General features: G+C 73.2%; 15 protein-coding genes. 3 read left to right on the top strand and 12 right to left on the bottom strand.

The features are described 5' to 3' along the window. Positions 1 to 616: 616 nt before the first annotated feature. Positions 617 to 1,480, top strand: coding sequence for a type II CAAX endopeptidase family protein (locus VFE05_13875; protein HET6231158.1), 864 nt, complete (start codon positions 617 to 619; stop codon positions 1,478 to 1,480). Between the two features lie 359 nt (positions 1,481 to 1,839). Here the strand turns inward: VFE05_13875 and VFE05_13870 are convergent, their stop codons facing one another. The 12 genes from VFE05_13870 to VFE05_13815 form a co-directional block, all read right to left on the bottom strand. Further along, positions 1,840 to 2,562: an AcvB/VirJ family lysyl-phosphatidylglycerol hydrolase gene (locus tag VFE05_13870; GenBank protein ID HET6231157.1), complete on the bottom strand. Its 723-nt coding sequence runs from the start codon at positions 2,560 to 2,562 to the stop codon at positions 1,840 to 1,842. 74 nt (positions 2,563 to 2,636) lie between these two features. Then, the gene (locus VFE05_13865; GenBank protein ID HET6231156.1) at positions 2,637 to 3,044 is read right to left on the bottom strand and encodes a PepSY domain-containing protein; all 408 of its coding nucleotides are present in this window, start codon (positions 3,042 to 3,044) and stop codon (positions 2,637 to 2,639) included. Positions 3,045 to 3,173: 129 nt separating this feature from the next. Then, complete coding sequence (locus tag VFE05_13860; GenBank protein ID HET6231155.1) at positions 3,174 to 4,436, bottom strand: ATP-binding protein; 1,263 nt, start codon at positions 4,434 to 4,436, stop codon at positions 3,174 to 3,176. Positions 4,437 to 4,995: 559 nt separating this feature from the next. Next, complete coding sequence (locus VFE05_13855) at positions 4,996 to 5,664, bottom strand: response regulator transcription factor (protein ID HET6231154.1); 669 nt, start codon at positions 5,662 to 5,664, stop codon at positions 4,996 to 4,998. A gap of 265 nt (positions 5,665 to 5,929) precedes the next feature. Continuing rightward, complete coding sequence (locus tag VFE05_13850; protein ID HET6231153.1) at positions 5,930 to 6,271, bottom strand: hypothetical protein; 342 nt, start codon at positions 6,269 to 6,271, stop codon at positions 5,930 to 5,932. Between the two features lie 115 nt (positions 6,272 to 6,386). Beyond that, a complete protein-coding gene (locus VFE05_13845) occupies positions 6,387 to 6,836 on the bottom strand; it encodes a type II toxin-antitoxin system antitoxin SocA domain-containing protein (GenBank protein HET6231152.1) in 450 nt (149 codons plus the stop codon). Between the two features lie 146 nt (positions 6,837 to 6,982). Further along, positions 6,983 to 7,714 (bottom strand): ATP-binding cassette domain-containing protein, encoded by a 732-nt coding sequence (locus tag VFE05_13840; GenBank protein HET6231151.1) that lies wholly within the window; start codon positions 7,712 to 7,714, stop codon positions 6,983 to 6,985. Beyond that, a complete protein-coding gene (gene modB, locus VFE05_13835) occupies positions 7,666 to 8,352 on the bottom strand; it encodes a molybdate ABC transporter permease subunit (GenBank protein HET6231150.1) in 687 nt (228 codons plus the stop codon). The genes VFE05_13840 and modB overlap by 49 nt, the downstream gene beginning before the upstream one ends. A gap of 8 nt (positions 8,353 to 8,360) precedes the next feature. Beyond that, positions 8,361 to 9,152, bottom strand: coding sequence for a molybdate ABC transporter substrate-binding protein (gene modA, locus VFE05_13830; protein ID HET6231149.1), 792 nt, complete (start codon positions 9,150 to 9,152; stop codon positions 8,361 to 8,363). A 2-nt stretch (positions 9,153 to 9,154) separates the two neighbouring features. Then, the gene (locus tag VFE05_13825) at positions 9,155 to 9,748 is read right to left on the bottom strand and encodes a molybdopterin-dependent oxidoreductase (protein ID HET6231148.1); all 594 of its coding nucleotides are present in this window, start codon (positions 9,746 to 9,748) and stop codon (positions 9,155 to 9,157) included. Positions 9,749 to 9,793: 45 nt separating this feature from the next. Further along, positions 9,794 to 10,342 carry a DUF1003 domain-containing protein gene (locus VFE05_13820; GenBank protein ID HET6231147.1) on the bottom strand — a complete coding sequence of 183 codons (549 nt, stop codon included), beginning with the start codon at positions 10,340 to 10,342 and terminating at the stop codon, positions 9,794 to 9,796. 274 nt (positions 10,343 to 10,616) lie between these two features. Further along, positions 10,617 to 13,649 carry a BTAD domain-containing putative transcriptional regulator gene (locus VFE05_13815; GenBank protein ID HET6231146.1) on the bottom strand — a complete coding sequence of 1,011 codons (3,033 nt, stop codon included), beginning with the start codon at positions 13,647 to 13,649 and terminating at the stop codon, positions 10,617 to 10,619. Positions 13,650 to 14,035: 386 nt separating this feature from the next. Between VFE05_13815 and VFE05_13810 the strand changes: the two genes are divergently transcribed. Both VFE05_13810 and VFE05_13805 read left to right on the top strand, forming a co-directional pair. Beyond that, positions 14,036 to 14,473 (top strand): hypothetical protein, encoded by a 438-nt coding sequence (locus VFE05_13810; GenBank protein ID HET6231145.1) that lies wholly within the window; start codon positions 14,036 to 14,038, stop codon positions 14,471 to 14,473. Between the two features lie 193 nt (positions 14,474 to 14,666). After that, positions 14,667 to 15,797, top strand: a complete 1,131-nt coding sequence (locus VFE05_13805) for a hypothetical protein (GenBank protein HET6231144.1) — start codon at positions 14,667 to 14,669, stop codon at positions 15,795 to 15,797. The last annotated feature ends 328 nt before the right edge of the window (positions 15,798 to 16,125 follow it).

Raw genomic sequence — 16,125 nt, 5'->3', positions numbered from 1 at the left:
GGCTTGGCTGGGATCTGTCCGGTATCGCGTCACGGGGCGCGCGGGGGTGGGGCGGGACCGCAATGTAGGCCGCCGCCGCCCGGCCGGGAAGGTGCCCGGGCCAACGCGCCACCACGTATGTTTCCGCCCGCGGCGCGCCGGCCGTCTCCAACGCACCATCCGCGCCCCCGCCGCCGCTCTTCCGGCGCCGCGCATCTCCCGTACGATGTCGTTTCGCCGCACCGCATTGGCGGATCGGGAGAGGAGAGACCTCGCAACGTCTCATCCCCGCCCCAGCACGCATATCCGACACATCCCGGCGGATGCGCGGCGGCCGCGGCGACGAGTCCTCGGGGAGGCGCAACGTCGGTAGATGCGGTCGGCAGATGCCGGTCAGCAGATCCAAGGTCGGTAGATGCGCATCCCGCCGACCATCGGCTTCGTTCTCCGATGCGCTGAATCCACGCGCTCCGCCGCCGTTCCCCCGCGTGCCCGCAGGCATCTCCGCGGATGCGGGAGCGTGGCGTCGCGGGCCAGCGCGGAGGCGCGGGCGAAACCCGGCGGCGCGGGCGGCGTACTAAGGCCAGCCGCCGCGGCACCGTCGCGCCGCGGCGACCCCTTCCCCAGCCTCACCCCGATGATTCCAAGCTCCCCCGAACGGCACACGCCCGCCGCCCGCATCCGCGGGCTGGTGGCGGTCTCGCTGGCGTGCGCCACGCTCGCCATGCTGTGGAGCGTGCTGGAGCTGCCATTCCTGTCCATGCCCACTTGGGCCGCCCCGTTCTGGGTGCTGGCAGTCGTCGCGGCGTTCGGCTGGTGGTACGCACTGCGCGGCGAGGGCCTTCCGCGACTGCGCCGCCGGGTCCGCTACGGGCTTCGCCGACCGCGCGGCGCCGTGCACTGGATCGCCGCCTTCACCGTCTCCGCCGTCGCGCTGAACCTGTCGTTCGGCCTGCTGCTGGCGGCCGTGGGCTGGATCGTGGACCGCGAAGAGGCGAACCCGTTCCTGCTCTACGCCAAGCGCCCCGGCGGCTGGGTCACGCTGGCGCTCTCCATGGCCGTGGCCGCGCCGGTGATCGAGGAGGTGCTGTTCCGCGGGCGGCTGCAGGGCGCGCTCCAGCGGCGGATGGGCGCCACGCTCAGCATCGTGCTCACGGCGGCGGTGTTCGCGCTGGCGCACCTGGAAGCGAACGGCATGCTGGTGCGCTTCCTGGCGGGCGTCACGATGGGCTTCGCCTTCCGCGCGACCGGGTCGGTGTGGGCGGGGATGGTGCAGCACGGCGCGTTCAACGGCTCGCTGCTGCTCATCGACGCGCTGTTCCCGAACCTCGACCCAACGCAGCCGCACTTCGCCGCGCCCGCCGCGTGCGCGCTCGCCATCGCCGCCGCCGCGACGCTGTGGACGGGCCGCGCCCTCCACGCCTCCGCCCGCCGCCCCGCATCTCCCGCCTCCACCCCGGCAGCCCGCACCGCCGCCACCCCGCTCGCCATCCCCGGCTGACCCGACGCCGCACATCGGCAGAGGCGCTTCGGACCCGCGACGGTCCGCTCGCGGCTCCGCCCGACCGAAGCTCGTCGGCCGCACCGCATCTCCCGAAAAAACGACCGAATCCCGCCTTCCGCCCCTCCTGCCGACGGACAAGCCTCACGCGGAGGCGCGGAGCCGCGGAGAACAGCTCGCTTCTCTGCCGTTCCTCCGCGTTCTCCGCGTCTCCGCGTGAGCATGCCGTTGGAGTGCTGCCGCCTCCCCGACCGCTCGAAATCGGGCGTGGAAGCGGGGATCCCTGAAAGACGAACGGCCAGACCCTGGCGTGGGGTCCGGCCGTTCGCGTGCTCGGGAGATGCGGCCGGCCGGCGAGGTCAGGCGCCGGTGGGGCGCGCGGCCAGGGCCCGGACGTCCTGCACGATCAGCGACGCGGCCTCTTCGCTCACGGCGCCGAAGCGGTGGCCGGCGTGGAGCGCCACGGCGGTCACCGCGGGACCCCAGTGCGCGGTGCAGGCGGTGCCCGCGTCGTCCGTGCCGTACAGGCAGAGCGTGGGCACGGCTCCCAGCCGCCGGATCTCGGGCAGCGTGGCGTACGCGGGGCCGGCGGACCTGCCCAGCCAGTCGGTGTAGTGGAACTCGAACACCGCGTCGCGGTCGAAGCCCATCAGCACCATCCCGGCGATGCGAGCGCGGTCCGCGGGGGGCAGTCGGTTCACCAGGAACGGCATCACGTCGGCCCCGAACGAGTAGCCGATCAGCACCACGCGCCCCCGGCCCCACGCGGCCGAGTAGTGCTCGATCACCCGCGCCAGCGCCCGCGCCGCCTCGTCGGGCGAACGCGGGGTGCGGTAGTAGTGCATGCTGTTCCACGCCACAACGGGGACGCCGGACTGCGCCAGCCGCTCGGAGACGACGCGGTTCACGGGCGTCCACCCGCCGTCGCTGGTGAGCAGCACTCCCAGCATGTCGCCCCGCTGGCCAGCGGGCACCGGCACCTCCACGAGCGGAAGCCCCAGCGCGGGCAATGTCGCAGGCGCCTGGGCCGCGGCGACCGCCGCCGACCCGCACAGCAGCGCCCACACGAGAAGCGCCCGCATCCACCCGCTCCGCACCGCGTCCCCGGCCGTCATCGGGCCATTCCTCGTCCGTCTCCGGAGCCGCCCGCCGCGTCTCACGCGCCGCGCGGCACCAGCGCCGCCCTGGGGATCGCCGGCGCATTGCGCCGCACGCCGATCACCTGGCCAGTCGCCGCGTTCACCAGGACCTCGCGGGGCGCGTTGTTGCCCGCCGGCCGGATGGTGAAGTCGTACAGCAGCCGCTTCTGGCGCTCCACCAGCAGTTCGTCCACGATTTGCCCGCCGGGGTAGCGAGCCAGCGCCAGGTGCCGCGCCGCGTCCGGCCGCACCCGTGCGCGGGCAGTGAGCCCGGGCCGCGACTCGCGGATGGGCGGCCCGGCGGGCGCTGCGTGCGGTGAATCGGAGCGGGGAGAGTCCGGGCGGGCGGCGGTCTGCGCGGCGCCGGGACGCATCCAGGCGAGCAGCGCGGCGGCGGCCACGGCGGCGAGGGTCCACGACTTCATCCCGGCCCTCCACCGTTCGCGGGTTCGCCGCTCCGGCGGAATGCGGGAGGGCAGGCGCCGCCGCGGAGCACCCGTGGGGGCCCGGCGAACGCGTGGAGGGGAAGCTAGGCGGGGTAGCTGACGGCAGGATTACATCGCCGGGGGGAACACCGCCACGGCCCGCGTGCCGCCTCCCTCCCGCGGCTCCAGGGCCACGCGCGCCCCGTGCTGCTCGGCGATCCACCGGGCGATGGACAGCCCCAGCCCCGCCCCGCCCGTCCGCTCGCGCGCCGGGTCCGCGCGGTAGAAGCGCTCGAACACGTGCGGCAGGTCCGCGGGCGCGATCCCGATGCCGGTGTCCTCCACCGCCACGGTGGGATTCCCCTCCTCCACGCTCACGTCCACCGTGACCGAGCCGCCGGGGGGCGTGAACTTCACCGCGTTGTCCAGTAGCACCATCAGCAGCTGGCGGATGAGGGCGGCGTCGCCGGTGACGGGCGCCTCGTCGTAGCGGCCCAGCTCGATGTGCACGCCCCGCGCGGCGGCCAGCACGCCCGCCGCGGCCACCGCGTCGCCCGCCACGTCGTCCAGGTACAGCCGCTCGCGCAGCGCCGGCTGCTGCCCCGCGTCGGCGCGGGCCAGGATCAGCAGGTTCTCCACGATGGTGCCCAGGCGGCCGGCCTCGCGGGTGATCTCGCCCAGCGCGGCCACGTAGGCGGCGGGCTCGCGCTCGTGCTGCACGGCCACCTCGGCGCGGCCGCGCAGCACGGCCAGCGGGGTGCGCAGCTCGTGCGCGGCGTCGGCCATGAAGCGGCGCATCTGCTCCATCACCGCCTCCACCGGCCGCACGGACTTGCGGGCCAGGTAGAAGCCGCCCGCGCCCGTGAGCACCAGGGCAAGGAGGCCGGCGGCCAGGAACGCCTCGATGAGGCGGAGAGTGCGATCTTCCAGCTCGGCCAGGTCGGCGATGGCCACGGTCACGTACGGCTTGCCGTCCTCGGCCGCGAAGCGCTCGCCGTACAGGCGCCAGCGCTGGCCGGTGCCGGTGGTGAATTCCGCCTGCACTTCGCCGGTGCGCGCGGCCCGCAGCGCGGCGGCGCGGATGCGCGGGTCTGCCTCGCGCGGCATGACGGGGCGGCCGGCGCCGTCGAGCAGGAAGAGCGGGCGGTCGCGGATCTCCAGCGCGTCCACGGCGTCGGCCAGCGTCTCCGGGCTGCTCGCGCCCTCGCTCTCGCGGATGCGCACCATGCGCAGCACCTCGCGCGTGGTCTCGCGCAGCGACCGGTCCAGCTCGCGCGAGATCTGCCGCGAGAGCACCAGGAAGAGGCCGAGGCCCAGCAGCAGCAGCGTCCCGGCGAACGTCCCCACGTACCACGCCGTGAGCCGCAGCCGCAGCCTGTCGAGCGGGTTCATGGGGCGATTCGGGGCGAGAGATCGGTGGCGACGCGCCGGGCGACTGAAGTCGCAGCAACGACTGCGCAAAGTCCGCCTTCGTGGACTAACGGCGCGCAGCGGAAGGCGTGGCTTGCTTCGGTAGATGCGGGACGGATCGGGGGACGGGCGGGCGGAGATGCGATAATGGCCGGACTTGCGCAGCCGGGAGATGCGAGGCCACGGATGCCGATGCGCGATGCGCGTCGCGCGACGACGGTTGGGATGTGCGGAACCGTTGTCGCGCGCCGAGGGGCGGCGGGTGCCGTTGCCGTACCCCAAAGCATATGTACGGCGGGAGACTCGCGCGGCGTGGTGCGTCCGCGTGCGCGGAGGCACGCGAGGCTCCCGCCGGGGCGGGGAGACCCCGGACGGAGGCGGGGCAGGCAGTATCGCCCCGCCGGAGGAGGAGGCTCCCCGCCCCCGCGTAGGAGACCGGCGGCAGGCAGTATCGCCGCCGGTCTCCGGAGCGGACCGCCGCCTCCGTGGCGCGCAAAGCCGAAAGCCCCGACCCGGGACGAATCACCAGAAGACAGAACGCTCACACCCCGAACCGGTAGCCGGCGCCGCGCAGGGTCTGGATCAGCTTCGGCTCGAAGTCGTCGTCGATCTTGCGCCGCAGCCGCCGCACCAGCACCTCGAGGGCGTTGGTGAACGGGTCGTGGTTGTCGTCCCACACGTAGCCGGTGATGGCCGCGCGGTCCACCACCGACCCCGCGTGCCGCACGAAGAACTCCAGCAGCTCGAACTCCTTGGCCGTCAGCGTGATCTCGCGCCCCGCGCGCCGAACCTTGCGCGTGCGCAGGTCCACCTCCAGGTCCGCGAAGGTGGAAACGGCGGGCATCATGCCGGCCGGACGCCGCGCCAGCGCCTCCACGCGCGCCAGCAGCTCGCGGAAGGCGAACGGCTTCACGAGGTAGTCGTCCGCACCGGCGGCCAGGCCGGCTACCTTGTCGTCCAGCGTGTCGCGGGCGGTGAGCATGAGGATGGGCGTGGTGATGCCCTGCTTCCGCAGCCGCGCGCACAGATCCATGCCGCTGCCGCCGGGGAGCATGATGTCCAGCACGATCACGCCGTAGCTGCCCATGAACGCCTTCTCGCGCCCCTCCGCAAAGGTGGAGGCACACACCACGTCCAGCCGCTTCTCACGGAACCCGTCGCTGATCAGCTTCTGGAGCTGCGGATCGTCTTCTACGACCAGGATGCGCATGGCGGACCGGAGCACGGGAGAGCCGAAGGACCCAAGTTGCGGCAATCTACGCCCGGAAGCTTACCCGAAGCTAACAAGGCGTAACAACCGCCTCTCGATCATCCGACAAGTCGTCACGCCCACACCCACCGGAGCGGTAGCCGCACGCCCGATCATCAGGATGCTTTGCCACTGCGGGAACGCCTTCATCGCGCGACGAAGCTTCGGCTTCGGCACCACGACGGGTGCTGGACGGGAGAAGACGGATCGGCGGAGGGAGAAGGTCTCAGGTGTGCTTGAGGTGCGATGGACAGACCTCGTGCTCGGGGTCCCACCACAGCAGGCGGAGCACGTGTCCGTCGCGGATGCCCCACACGCGCTGGCGGCCGGTGATGCGCAGCGAGAACAGCAAGTCCACGTCGTCTTGCCGGATCTCCACCAGCCGCTCGCGCGCGGGCTTACTGAGCTTGTGAACCTCCACGAAGTGGCTGCCGGTAGGACCTTCGATCTGCGCCCAGGCCATGGACTCGTAGCTCTTCAGCTTGTCGAAGACCAGGAGGATGTCGTCACGCTGGAGCGCGCTCCAGCACCAACGCCCGCCCAGGTCGACCACGCGAAAAGCCCACAACGGCGTCTGGGACGGCACGTTGTGGGCTTGGGCCCTGGCTTGCTTCCGGTCGTCGCCCGGCCGGTCCGCGCGAGCCTGTTTTCCAGCCGGGGACGGCGCGGCGGCGCGGGGCTTCTTATCCTTCGCCATCCTCGGCGGGCAGCGAGCTGTAGTACTCCATCATGGTCGCGAGCGAGATCTTGCGGTTGCCGCGCTCGCCCTCGGGAAGGCCTTCGCGCGCCTCCCGCCACGGCTGCTCTCGGTGGGTGAGGTCGCTGAGCCACTGTGCGCTGCGGCCGCCGTAGTAGTCCAGCACTGCATCGACGGTGGAGCGTTCGTCCGGGGTGAGCGCGTCGGGATCGCCGTCGGGCCAGTCGCGGACCTCGAACTGGCCTCGGTGCCGGTCGTAGAGCTCACGCACCACCGGCCCGTTCGCCCACGCCTCCACGGCTTCGTGAAAGATCGGCTGGTCTTCCCAAACGAGCGACCACGCCTGGGAGTAGTAGACCAGCTTCTGAAGCTTCATCGCGGACATGCCGCCGCGCCGCTTCAGGATGTAGGCGGCAACGTCGTGCGCGGTCGCCATAGTCGTTCCGTGGATGAACTGGATGGATAATGTTAAACCGAATACAAACCGAACTTCAATCTACTGGCGCGAGATGAGCCTGTCAACGTCCTACGCGAGTTCGGCTATCCCTTCCGCGGCGCCCGGATTCAGCGGAGGAGCGTAGGCTACGGCGCATCCGCATCGGCGCTGACCGGAGCGGTGGGATGCGCCTCCGCCACCTGCCTGCCATCGCGGAGGTAGAGCATGCGGTCGCCGACGCGCTCGGCTTCGTCGCGGTCGTGGGTCACGAAGACGAAGGGGATGCGCCAGGCGGCGTGCGCGGCCAGCACCTCGTCCTGCACGGCGAGGCGCGTCTCGCGGTCCAGCGCGGAGAGCGGCTCGTCCAGCAGCAGCACGTCGGGATCGGTCATCAGCGCGCGGGCCAGGGCGACCCGCTGCGCCTCGCCGCCGGAGAGGTCCACGGGGTAGCGGGCGGCGAGGTGCGCGATGCGGAACGTGTCCAGCAGCCGCGCCAGCCGTTCGCGCGTGGCGTCGTCCTTCCGGCGTGCGCCGAAGAGCACGTTGCGCGTCACGTCCAGGTGGGGGAAGAGCGCGCTGTCCTGGAACACGAAGCCGCAGCGTCGCTCGCGCGGCGGCACCCACGCGCGCGGCTCGCGCGAGAAGAGCACACGCTCTCCCAGCCGCACCTCGCCCGCGTCGGGCCGCTCCAGGCCGGCGATCATCCGCAGCGTCATCGTCTTCCCCGCGCCCGACGGGCCGAAGAGGACCAGGATCTCGTCGCGGACCTCGAAGTCCACGTCCAGCGTGAAGCCGGGCAGGCGCCGCGCGGCGCGCACGTGCAGCGCGTTCAGGCGCGCCTCCGCCGCTGCCAGCCGGGCACGCGCCGCCGCGTCCACACGTTGAGCGCCACCACCATCCCCATGCTCGCGGCGCTGATCGCCAGCGCGTACATGCCCGCGGTGCGCAGGTCGCCAGCGTCGGCAAGGGAGTAGATGGCGAGCGGCACCGTCGTCGTCTCGCCGGGGATGTTGCCCGCGACCATGACCGTGGCGCCGAACTCGCCCAGCGAGCGGGCGAAGGCGAGCACGGTCCCGGACACCAGGCCGGGCCACGAGAGCGGCACCGTCACGGCCAGGAAGACGCGCGCCTCGCCCGCGCCCAGCGTCCGCGCCGCGTCCTCCAGCCGGTGGTCGACCGCGGCGAAGGCGGCCTTGGCGCTCTGGTACATCAGCGGGAACGCCACGACGGCGGCGGCGAGCACGGCCGCGTGCAGCGTGAAGAGCAGCCGCACGCCGAACGCACGCTGGAGGAGGATGCCCACCGGCCCGTCGCGGCCCAGCAGCACCAGCAGGAAGAAGCCGGTGACCACGGGCGGGAGGACGAGGGGGAGCACGAGCAGCCCGTCCACCACGTCCTTGCCCGCGAAGTCGCGGCCGGACATCGCCCGCGCCGCGAGGGTGCCCGCGACGACCACGACGGCCGCGGCCGAGAGCGCCACGCGGAGCGAGAGGATCACCGGCTGCCAGTCGAGCATGGGCGGCGTCAGCCTTCTACGGTGAAGCCGTGGCGGCGCAGGGCGGCGCGGCCCTCCGGCCCCAGCACGTACGCCGCGAAAGCCGTGGCCGCCGCCGCATCTCCCGATGCCTTCACGACGGCGATCACGTAAACGATGGGGCGATGCGTGACCGACGGCGCTTCGGCCACCACGCGGACCTTCGCGGACGCCGCCGCGTCGGTACGATAGACGATGCCCGCGTCCACGTCGCCGCGCTCCACGTACGCCAGCACCTGCCGCACGCTCTGCGCGTACACGACCTTGGGCTTCACGGCGGCGGTGAGGCCCAGCGCGGCCAGCGTCTGCCCCGCGTACTCGCCCGCGGGGACCGATGCGGGCTCGCCCAGCGCAACACGCTTCACCGCCGGCAGCGCCAGGTCCGCGAAGCCGCGCACGGGCGACGCCCCGGCCGCCGGCACCACCAGCACCAGCTCATTGCCGGCGAGCACGCGGCGCGAGCGCGGGTCGATCAGCCCCTTCGCCTGAAGGTCGTCCATCGGCTTCTCGGCCGCGGAGAGGAAGACGTCCACCGGCGCGCCCTGCTCGATCTGCCGGGCCAGCGCGCCGGATGCGGCGAAGTTGGCCCGCACGCGCACGCCGGGGTGTGCCGCCTCGTACCCGCGCGCCAGCTCGTCGACCACCTCGCGCAGGCTCGATGCGGCGGACACGGTGACGACCGTCGCCGCATCTCCCGAATCTCCCGTCTTCCGCTTGTCCCCGCAGCCGCCGAGGGAGGCGAAGGCGAGCAGCGGGAGGAGGATGGCGAGCCGTCCGCGCATCTTCACGGGCGGCTTCCCGTGGGATGGGACGCGGGCGCGGCGGGGGAGGACGCCGGCGCACGGAGCACGTCTACAGACACGACCTGGCGGACCCAGCGCGCGGGCCGCTTGTCCGACGGGACGATGATGCGCAACGGTCCTTCCGCAGTGGTTAGCGGGTGGCCGTCACGGCGGTCGGCGAGCAGCACCACGCGGTCGGTGAACGACGCGTCCAGCTCCGGCAGCGCGAAGACGGCGCGGTACCCGTCCGCCGCTTCCACGCGAAGATAGAGTGCCAGCCCCTGGCCGCGCAGCGCCTCGCCCTGCGGCACGCCCGCGAGCCGCAGGATCTCGCTGAGCGTCACGCCCGTCCACGCCGCCTCCGGGCCGTGGTGGTCCTTCGCGCGCACGCTTCGGCGCGGCAGGCGCGCCAGGTCCGCGGCCGTCAGCCGCAGCGGATGCGCGACCTCGCCGCCCACGCGCAGCACGGCGTCCGCCGCGGCGGGCGGATGCGCCTGCGCGGCGGCATCTCGCGCCGCGAGCAGCGAGGCCGGCGCGAGCGCGACGACGGCGACGATGAAAGCGGCGTATCGGCGGAACGGCGTCGGGTTGGGCATCGGCGTGGGGGAAGGGGCTGAGAGGTGTGCGACGGAAGGTGCGGATCAGGGCGTCGGACCGCCGGACGCGGACGGCTTCACATCTACCGAACCCCTTACCGTTTCGGCGGATTCGGCGTCGGCGAGGCGGCGGGGCATCTCCAGCTCGGTGACGTTCATCGCCTCCAGGCGCACCAGGATCTCGCGCAGCATGTGGTCCTGCGCTTCCAGGTGGCCCATGATGCTGCGCACCTCCTCCTCGGCCTTGCAGTCGGTGAGGAAGTCGTTGTGCGCCTCCAGGCGGTCGCGCGCTGCCTGGCGGTTCTGGCTCATCATGATGATGGGCGCTGCGTACGCCGCCTGCATCGACAGCACCAGGTTCATCAGGATGAACGGGTACGGATCCCAGTGCCGGACCCACGCCACGGCGTTCAGCACGATCCAGCAGGCCAGGATCACCGACTGGATGATGATGAAGCGCCACGACCCCATCGTCGCCGCCACCGCGTCGGACGCGCGCTCGCCCACCGTGCGCTCGGAGTCGAACAGCTCGTTAACGTTGTGGGTGCGCTTCTCGTCGCCGAACAGCGCCTTCCACGGGTACGGGCTGCTCATGGGCGGTTCCGGGAGATGCGGGGTGGATGCACGGCGGCGGCCTTCCCCAATCTGACACGCCGCGCCCCCGGTTGCGAGGTGCGGGCGCGAACGCCGGGAAGGCGACGTGCGATCCGGGAGATGAACGGCGGCGGACGGGGCGTATCTCGCGACGAGGCGATCGGGGGATGCGCGACACGAGATGCGTCGGTCGACCCGGGTGTCTACGCGTTCGAAAGGGGATCGGATGCGATGAATCGCATCTCTACAAGTTGGTGGTGTGCAGCGAGATGCGTCAGCCGCCGAGCTGGGCGAGGCGGGCGCGGGCGCGGCGGACGGCGGGGAGCGCTTCGGGGTCCGCATCGCGCCAGAGGGCGACGAAGCGGCGGTAGTGGTCTGCGGCGCCGGGGCGGTCGCCGCGGCGGTCCAGGATCTCGGCCTGGGCGAGCTCGGCCGGGGCCAGGTAGGCGATGCCGGCGCCCAGGTCCTCGGCGGCGGTGGCGTACCAGGCCAGCGCCTCGCGGTCACGGCCCAGGGCGCGGAGGAGGTCCGCGCGAAGCATCCGCTCGGGCGTGTGGGCGTACGTCTCGTAGCTGGAGAACTGCGGCAGCGTGCGCTCCGGCCAGCCGCGCTCCAGCAGCTCCAGCGCCCGCTTCGCATCTCCCGAACGCCACGCCAGGCGCGCCCGTAGCGCGAACGCCTGGTAGCGCGCCAGCTCGCGCGGGTGCGCGGCGTTCTTGCGCGCCTTCTCCAGCAGCCGCACGGAGCGGAGCGCCGCGGCGGTGTCGCCGGCGCGCACGGCCAGCGCGCCCAGCACGTACTCGCCGCACAGCGTGGGGCAGTACCGCCGCGAGTTGCCGATGGGGTCGGCCGCCGAGTCGTGGGCGGGCACCGGCGTGCGCAGCAGCTCGCCGCGCACCTCGTCCAGCTCCGTCTCGGACAGCGGGAACGCCGGCAGCAGCGCCAGGTTCGCCCGCACGTGCGCCGCGTACGAGGGGTCGAGCGCCGCGGCGGCGGCCAGCGCGTCGCTCGCGGCGCGGAAGCGGCCCTGCGCGGCCAGCATGTGCGCGCCCATGGTCCGCGCCACGGTGCGTGCGCGCGGGGAGCGGTCCGGATCGTCCAGCAGGGCGGCCATCCGCTGCCCCGCGGCGGGGTCGCCGGTGAAGATGGCGATGCGCCAGGCGTTGACCCAGAACGCGTCGTACGGCATCCCCCGAAGGCGCTCGTCCACCGAGTCCGCCGCCGCCGCGTTCCCGCTGCCAAAGGCGTGCAGGCCCAGCAGCTCCACGGCGCGGGCGTGGCTGGGGTAGCGCCGCACCACCTCGCTCACCAGCGAGTCGCGCTCAGCCCCGCGGCCCTCCAGCGCGGCGATGCGGGCCAGGTGGATGCGGGCGTTCTCGTTCTCGGGCGCCAGCGCCAGCACGCGCTCGAACGCGGCGCGCGAGCGGACGATGGGCACGCCCATCCACACGCCGCGGTGGAAGGTGACCTCCCCCAGCTCGTGCCACGCCTCCACGTCGGTCGGGTAGGCCGCCAGCACGGTGCGATAGAGCTGCTCCGCCCGCGCGGCCGAGCCGTTCCAGTACGCGTCGCGCGCGTCCAGCAGCATGCGGTCGTGCGCGGTAAGCCGGCCGCGGAACCGCAGCGCCTGCCGCACCACGTCGCCCGGCGAGCGGCTGCCGTACGGCAGGCCCGCCCAGTCCAGCGCGGTGCTCAGGCGGTAGAGCGCCAGGGCGAAGGTGCTGTCGGCCTCGCTCGCCTCGGTGAACGCCTCGGCGGCAAGCACGAACTTGCCCGCGCGAAACCACCGCTCGCCCGTCAGGTACGAGCGCAGCGCGGGCAGCGAGCGGGTGGTGAGCGCGGCCGTCTGGGCCAGGCGCTGGTCCGGGCCGGACTGGCCGCGCGCCAGCAGGCCCATCGCCAGCCGGTCCACCACGTCGAACAGCTCGCGCTCGGTGCCCGTGGCCGTGCCGCTGGTGGCCCGGCGGCGCCCCTCCACGTCGTACAGCGAGGCGGTGACCTGTATGCGGCCGCCCGCCTCCACCACGTCGCCCACCACGAAGCTGCCGGCCTGGAAGTGCCGCGCCGCCGCCCGTCCGTCGTCCAGATCGCCGGGCGACAGCCGCTGCCGCGTGGCGTAGCCGATGAGCGCCACCGGATCGACGGTGTGCATCTCGCCCGCGCCGTCCAGCCGGGTGGAGAGCAGGTCCACCAGCCCCTCGCCCAGGTACGCCGCCTGGGGCGCGCCGCGCACGCGGAACGGCATCACCGCCACCCGGTCGCCCGGCGGGGGCGTCACGGGCTGGTTCATCCGCCATCCCAGCACCGCCGCCGCCGCGATCCCCGCAGCCACGATCCCGCCCGCCATCCACCGCCGCCATCTCCGCGGCTTCTCCCGTCCGCCGATCGACGGACGCGCAGGCCCCGCCACAGTGATCGCCAGCCGCGCATCTTTCGCCTGCTCTTCATCTACCGCGATCACGGGAGATGCGGCGACAGCCGTGCCTCCGCCTTCAAGCGGAAGCGCTGCGGGCGCGTCCGAAGTCCGTCCTTGCGGGGAGGATGCGGGAGATGGCGCGGCGTGGAGGCGGGGGGCGGGGCGGGCGGCCACGCGGCGGCGGATGGCCTGCGCGAGCGACTGCGTCTCGGGCAGCGGCTCGCCGTCGCCGGCGGCGTGGAGCTGGCGGGCGAAGCCCTCGTAGGCGCGGATGGCGGCAGCGCTGTCGCCGTTGGCGTCGAGAAGGACGAGCAGGCGCTGGAGGGCGGCCTCGTCGTCCGGCGCCAGGTCGGCGCCGCGGCGCGCCCAGCGCACCGCCTCGTCCAGGTCGTCACGCGCCTCGGCGGCCTGGACGAGCGCGTTCACCGCCTCGCGGGCGCGCAGGGCCAGGCGGGCGCGCTCGCGCTCCAGCCAGCGCTCCCACTCCGGCGCGTTCGCCAGGTGGAAGCCGGCCAGCAGCTCGCCGCGGTACAGCTCCAGCGCATCCGCCGGGCGCCCCTCGTCCAGCGCGCGCTCGAACTCCACCGCGTCGCACCACAGCGTGCCGGGGGCGATGCCCACGCCCTCGTCGCCCCGGCCCACCAGCACGCCCTCGCCCACCACCTTGCGCAGCGAGTGCAGCGCCAGGCGCAGCGCTCCCCGGCCCCGCTCCGCGTCGGAGTCGGGCCAGAAGCGCGCGAGCAGCAGCTCGCGCCGCTGGGGGCCGCGCGGCCGGGCGAGGGCCAGGTACGCGAGCACGGCGAAGCGCTTGGGCTGGGCGAGGAGCGCGCGCAGCTCCGTCCCGTCCGGGTCGTGCAGCTCGGTGCTGCCGAGCACGCGCAGGTGGATCATTCAGGGGGCAGCGGAAGCGGATCGCAACGCCAGCGGAAGGAGCAGCAAGCTACGCAGCGAGCAGCGTTTCGACAAGATAACGATGAGGAAACGCCCGCCGAACGCGGCCGGAACGGACGCCGCCCATCTTTCCCACCACGAACCCGGCGCCACCTGGCCGGCCGGCGAACGAGGCTTGGACACACAGCCTCGCCACTCGGTCCGACGGTTCGGGTTCGACGGAGCAAGCAGGCAGAGGCCGGAGCCGGTCGGTTCGGACAAGCTCGATTCGGACGGGTCGAAGGGCGCTCGGCGGAAGGTTCGGTCGGCGATAATGTGCTCACTCGCGGGGATGCGGCGGCGGATGCCGGCCGGCCCCGGCGGCTCAAGCGGCGGAAGGGGATGCGATGCGGACGGTGGCGATGCTCGGCGGTGTGCTGATGATGGCCGGGCTCGCGACCCCCGCCGCCGCCCAGGCGAAGGAGAGCGACGCGCTTGTCCGCAAGCTCAAGGCGCCGCTGTCGGCGAGCTGGGGCCGCGGGATGCGCCCGACGGGGGAATCGCTCACCGGCACCCTGCGCGCCGAGGCCAGCGCCCGCTTCCCGCTCGCTCTCTCGGCCGGGCGCACGTACGCGGTGGTCGGGCTGTGCGACGACGCCTGCCACGACCTGGACCTGCGCCTCTTCGGCCCGGACGGCACGGAGGTCAGCTCCGACGTGGAGCCCAACGAGCGGCCGGTAGTGCTGGTGGTGCCGCGCCGGGCAGGCACCTACCAGGTGCGGGCCTACATGGCGGAGTGCCGTTCGGAGGTCTGCACCTTCGGCATCCAGCTCTTCGTGCGGTGACCAGCATCGAAGCGGCGGAGGATGGCCGCCGGCCGAGCATCCACCGTACTTTATCCGTGCAGCAGCGTGTTACGTGAGGGACCCGCCGCGCATCCACCCAGATGCGCCGCGGCGCGGGACGACGGACGCAGGACGAGGTCTCACCGGGGAGCCCATCCCCAAGCAGCGCAACGCCAAACCACAGGTGCCTACCATGCAACGCCTCTCGCACACCCTGAGCGCCGCGGCCGCGGCCGGCCTCCTCGCCTTCGCCGTGCCCGCGGGGGCGCAGCAGCCCATCCGCCTGGGGCAGACGGTCACGTCGTCGCTCGAGGCGTCGGACCCGCGCGTCTCGGCGGCCGACTCGTCGCACTACAAGCTGTACGTGTACCACGGCAACGCGGGCGAGGCCATCCGCGTGACCATGAAGTCCGGCGCGTTCGACTCGTACCTGTCGCTGGGGCAGGTGACCGGCGGGTCCTTCCGCGGCATGCGCAGCAACGACGACGGCGCCGGCGGCACCGACTCGCAGCTAGACTTCGTGCTGCCGACCACCGGCGACTACGCCATCCGCGCCAACTCGGTGTCCGCCGCCACCGGCCCGTTCACGCTCATGGTGGAGCGGGGCGTGGCGCCCGGCCCGGTCGTGAACCACGCCATCTCGATGGGCCAGACGGTGAGCGGCACGCTCGCCGAGGGCGGCCCGCAGGAGCAGGACGGCACCTTCTACGACCAGTACGTGGTCCGCGGCCGCGCCGGGCAGACGGTGCAGGTCACCATGCGCTCGGGCGCGGTGGACTCGTACCTGAACATCGGCACGCTCTCGGGCGGGCAGTTCACCTCGGCGAAGACGGACGACGACGGCGCGGGCAACAACGACGCGCGCATCGTCTACACCTTCCCCAGCGACGGGGACTACGCGATCCACGCCAACACCCTGTCGCGGGCGACCGGCGCGTACACGCTGACGGTGGAGCCGGGCACGCCGCCGCCCCCGGTGGTGAACCACGACATCTCGGTGAACCAGACGGTCAACGGCTCGCTGGACGCCAGCGACCCCAAGGACACCGACAACTCGTCGTTCGACCAGTACGTGATCCACGGCCGCGCCGGGCAGCGCCTGACCGTCACGCTGCGCTCGTCCGCGTTCGACAGCTACCTGCACTTCGGGCGGATGGTGAACGGCGCCTACAGCGAGATCAAGGCCGACGACGACTCGGCCGGCGGCAACGACTCGCAGGTGGAGGTGACGCTGGACGCCGACGGCGACTACGTGATCCGCGCCAACTCGCTGATGGCGGCCGCCACCGGCGCCTACTCCCTCACGGTCGCCGCGGCGAAGTAGCCGCGAGCTCCGGCGGCGCGGGCGGCCCATCCGCCCGCGACGCCGGACGACGGACACGGTGGACGGACTTCCGGCCGTTTCCTCGAAGGCCCTCCGCACCCTCCGCAGCACACTCCCGCCGCCTCCCCTCCGCTCAGTCGTGCACCGGCGCCCGTCCGCCGTCGCCCAGGGGCCGCCCGCCACCCGCGAGCGGCCTCGCCGCGTTGGGACCGGCGTGGTCGGAGGATCGAACGTCGGCCGGGGGATAGGACGCGGCCGGGGGAAGGCGACAAGCGATCATCTCGTGCGCCGATAGATCGCCGGTGGTATGAAACCACCGGCTGGGAAC

This window comes from Longimicrobiaceae bacterium, assembly GCA_035696245.1.
Classification (GTDB): Bacteria; Gemmatimonadota; Gemmatimonadetes; order Longimicrobiales; family Longimicrobiaceae; genus DASRQW01.
The sequence above is the reverse complement of the archived record's forward strand: the minus strand, read 5'-3'. Positions and strand labels throughout refer to the sequence as shown.

What these genes read in the sequence shown, in the direction of transcription:
- VFE05_13875 (HET6231158.1), top strand. Translation starts at nt 617, where the DNA reads ATGATTCCAAGCTCCCCCGAACGGCACACGCCCGCCGCCCGCATCCGC.
- VFE05_13870 (HET6231157.1), bottom strand. Translation starts at nt 2,562, where the DNA reads ATGCGGGCGCTTCTCGTGTGGGCGCTGCTGTGCGGGTCGGCGGCGGTC.
- VFE05_13865 (HET6231156.1), bottom strand. Translation starts at nt 3,044, where the DNA reads ATGAAGTCGTGGACCCTCGCCGCCGTGGCCGCCGCCGCGCTGCTCGCC.
- VFE05_13860 (HET6231155.1), bottom strand. Translation starts at nt 4,436, where the DNA reads ATGAACCCGCTCGACAGGCTGCGGCTGCGGCTCACGGCGTGGTACGTG.
- VFE05_13855 (HET6231154.1), bottom strand. Translation starts at nt 5,664, where the DNA reads ATGCGCATCCTGGTCGTAGAAGACGATCCGCAGCTCCAGAAGCTGATC.
- VFE05_13845 (HET6231152.1), bottom strand. Translation starts at nt 6,836, where the DNA reads ATGGCGACCGCGCACGACGTTGCCGCCTACATCCTGAAGCGGCGCGGC.
- modB (HET6231150.1), bottom strand. Translation starts at nt 8,352, where the DNA reads ATGCTCGACTGGCAGCCGGTGATCCTCTCGCTCCGCGTGGCGCTCTCG.
- modA (HET6231149.1), bottom strand. Translation starts at nt 9,152, where the DNA reads ATGCGCGGACGGCTCGCCATCCTCCTCCCGCTGCTCGCCTTCGCCTCC.
- VFE05_13825 (HET6231148.1), bottom strand. Translation starts at nt 9,748, where the DNA reads ATGCCCAACCCGACGCCGTTCCGCCGATACGCCGCTTTCATCGTCGCC.
- VFE05_13820 (HET6231147.1), bottom strand. Translation starts at nt 10,342, where the DNA reads ATGAGCAGCCCGTACCCGTGGAAGGCGCTGTTCGGCGACGAGAAGCGC.
- VFE05_13815 (HET6231146.1), bottom strand. Translation starts at nt 13,649, where the DNA reads ATGATCCACCTGCGCGTGCTCGGCAGCACCGAGCTGCACGACCCGGAC.
- VFE05_13810 (HET6231145.1), top strand. Translation starts at nt 14,036, where the DNA reads ATGCGGACGGTGGCGATGCTCGGCGGTGTGCTGATGATGGCCGGGCTC.
- VFE05_13805 (HET6231144.1), top strand. Translation starts at nt 14,667, where the DNA reads ATGCAACGCCTCTCGCACACCCTGAGCGCCGCGGCCGCGGCCGGCCTC.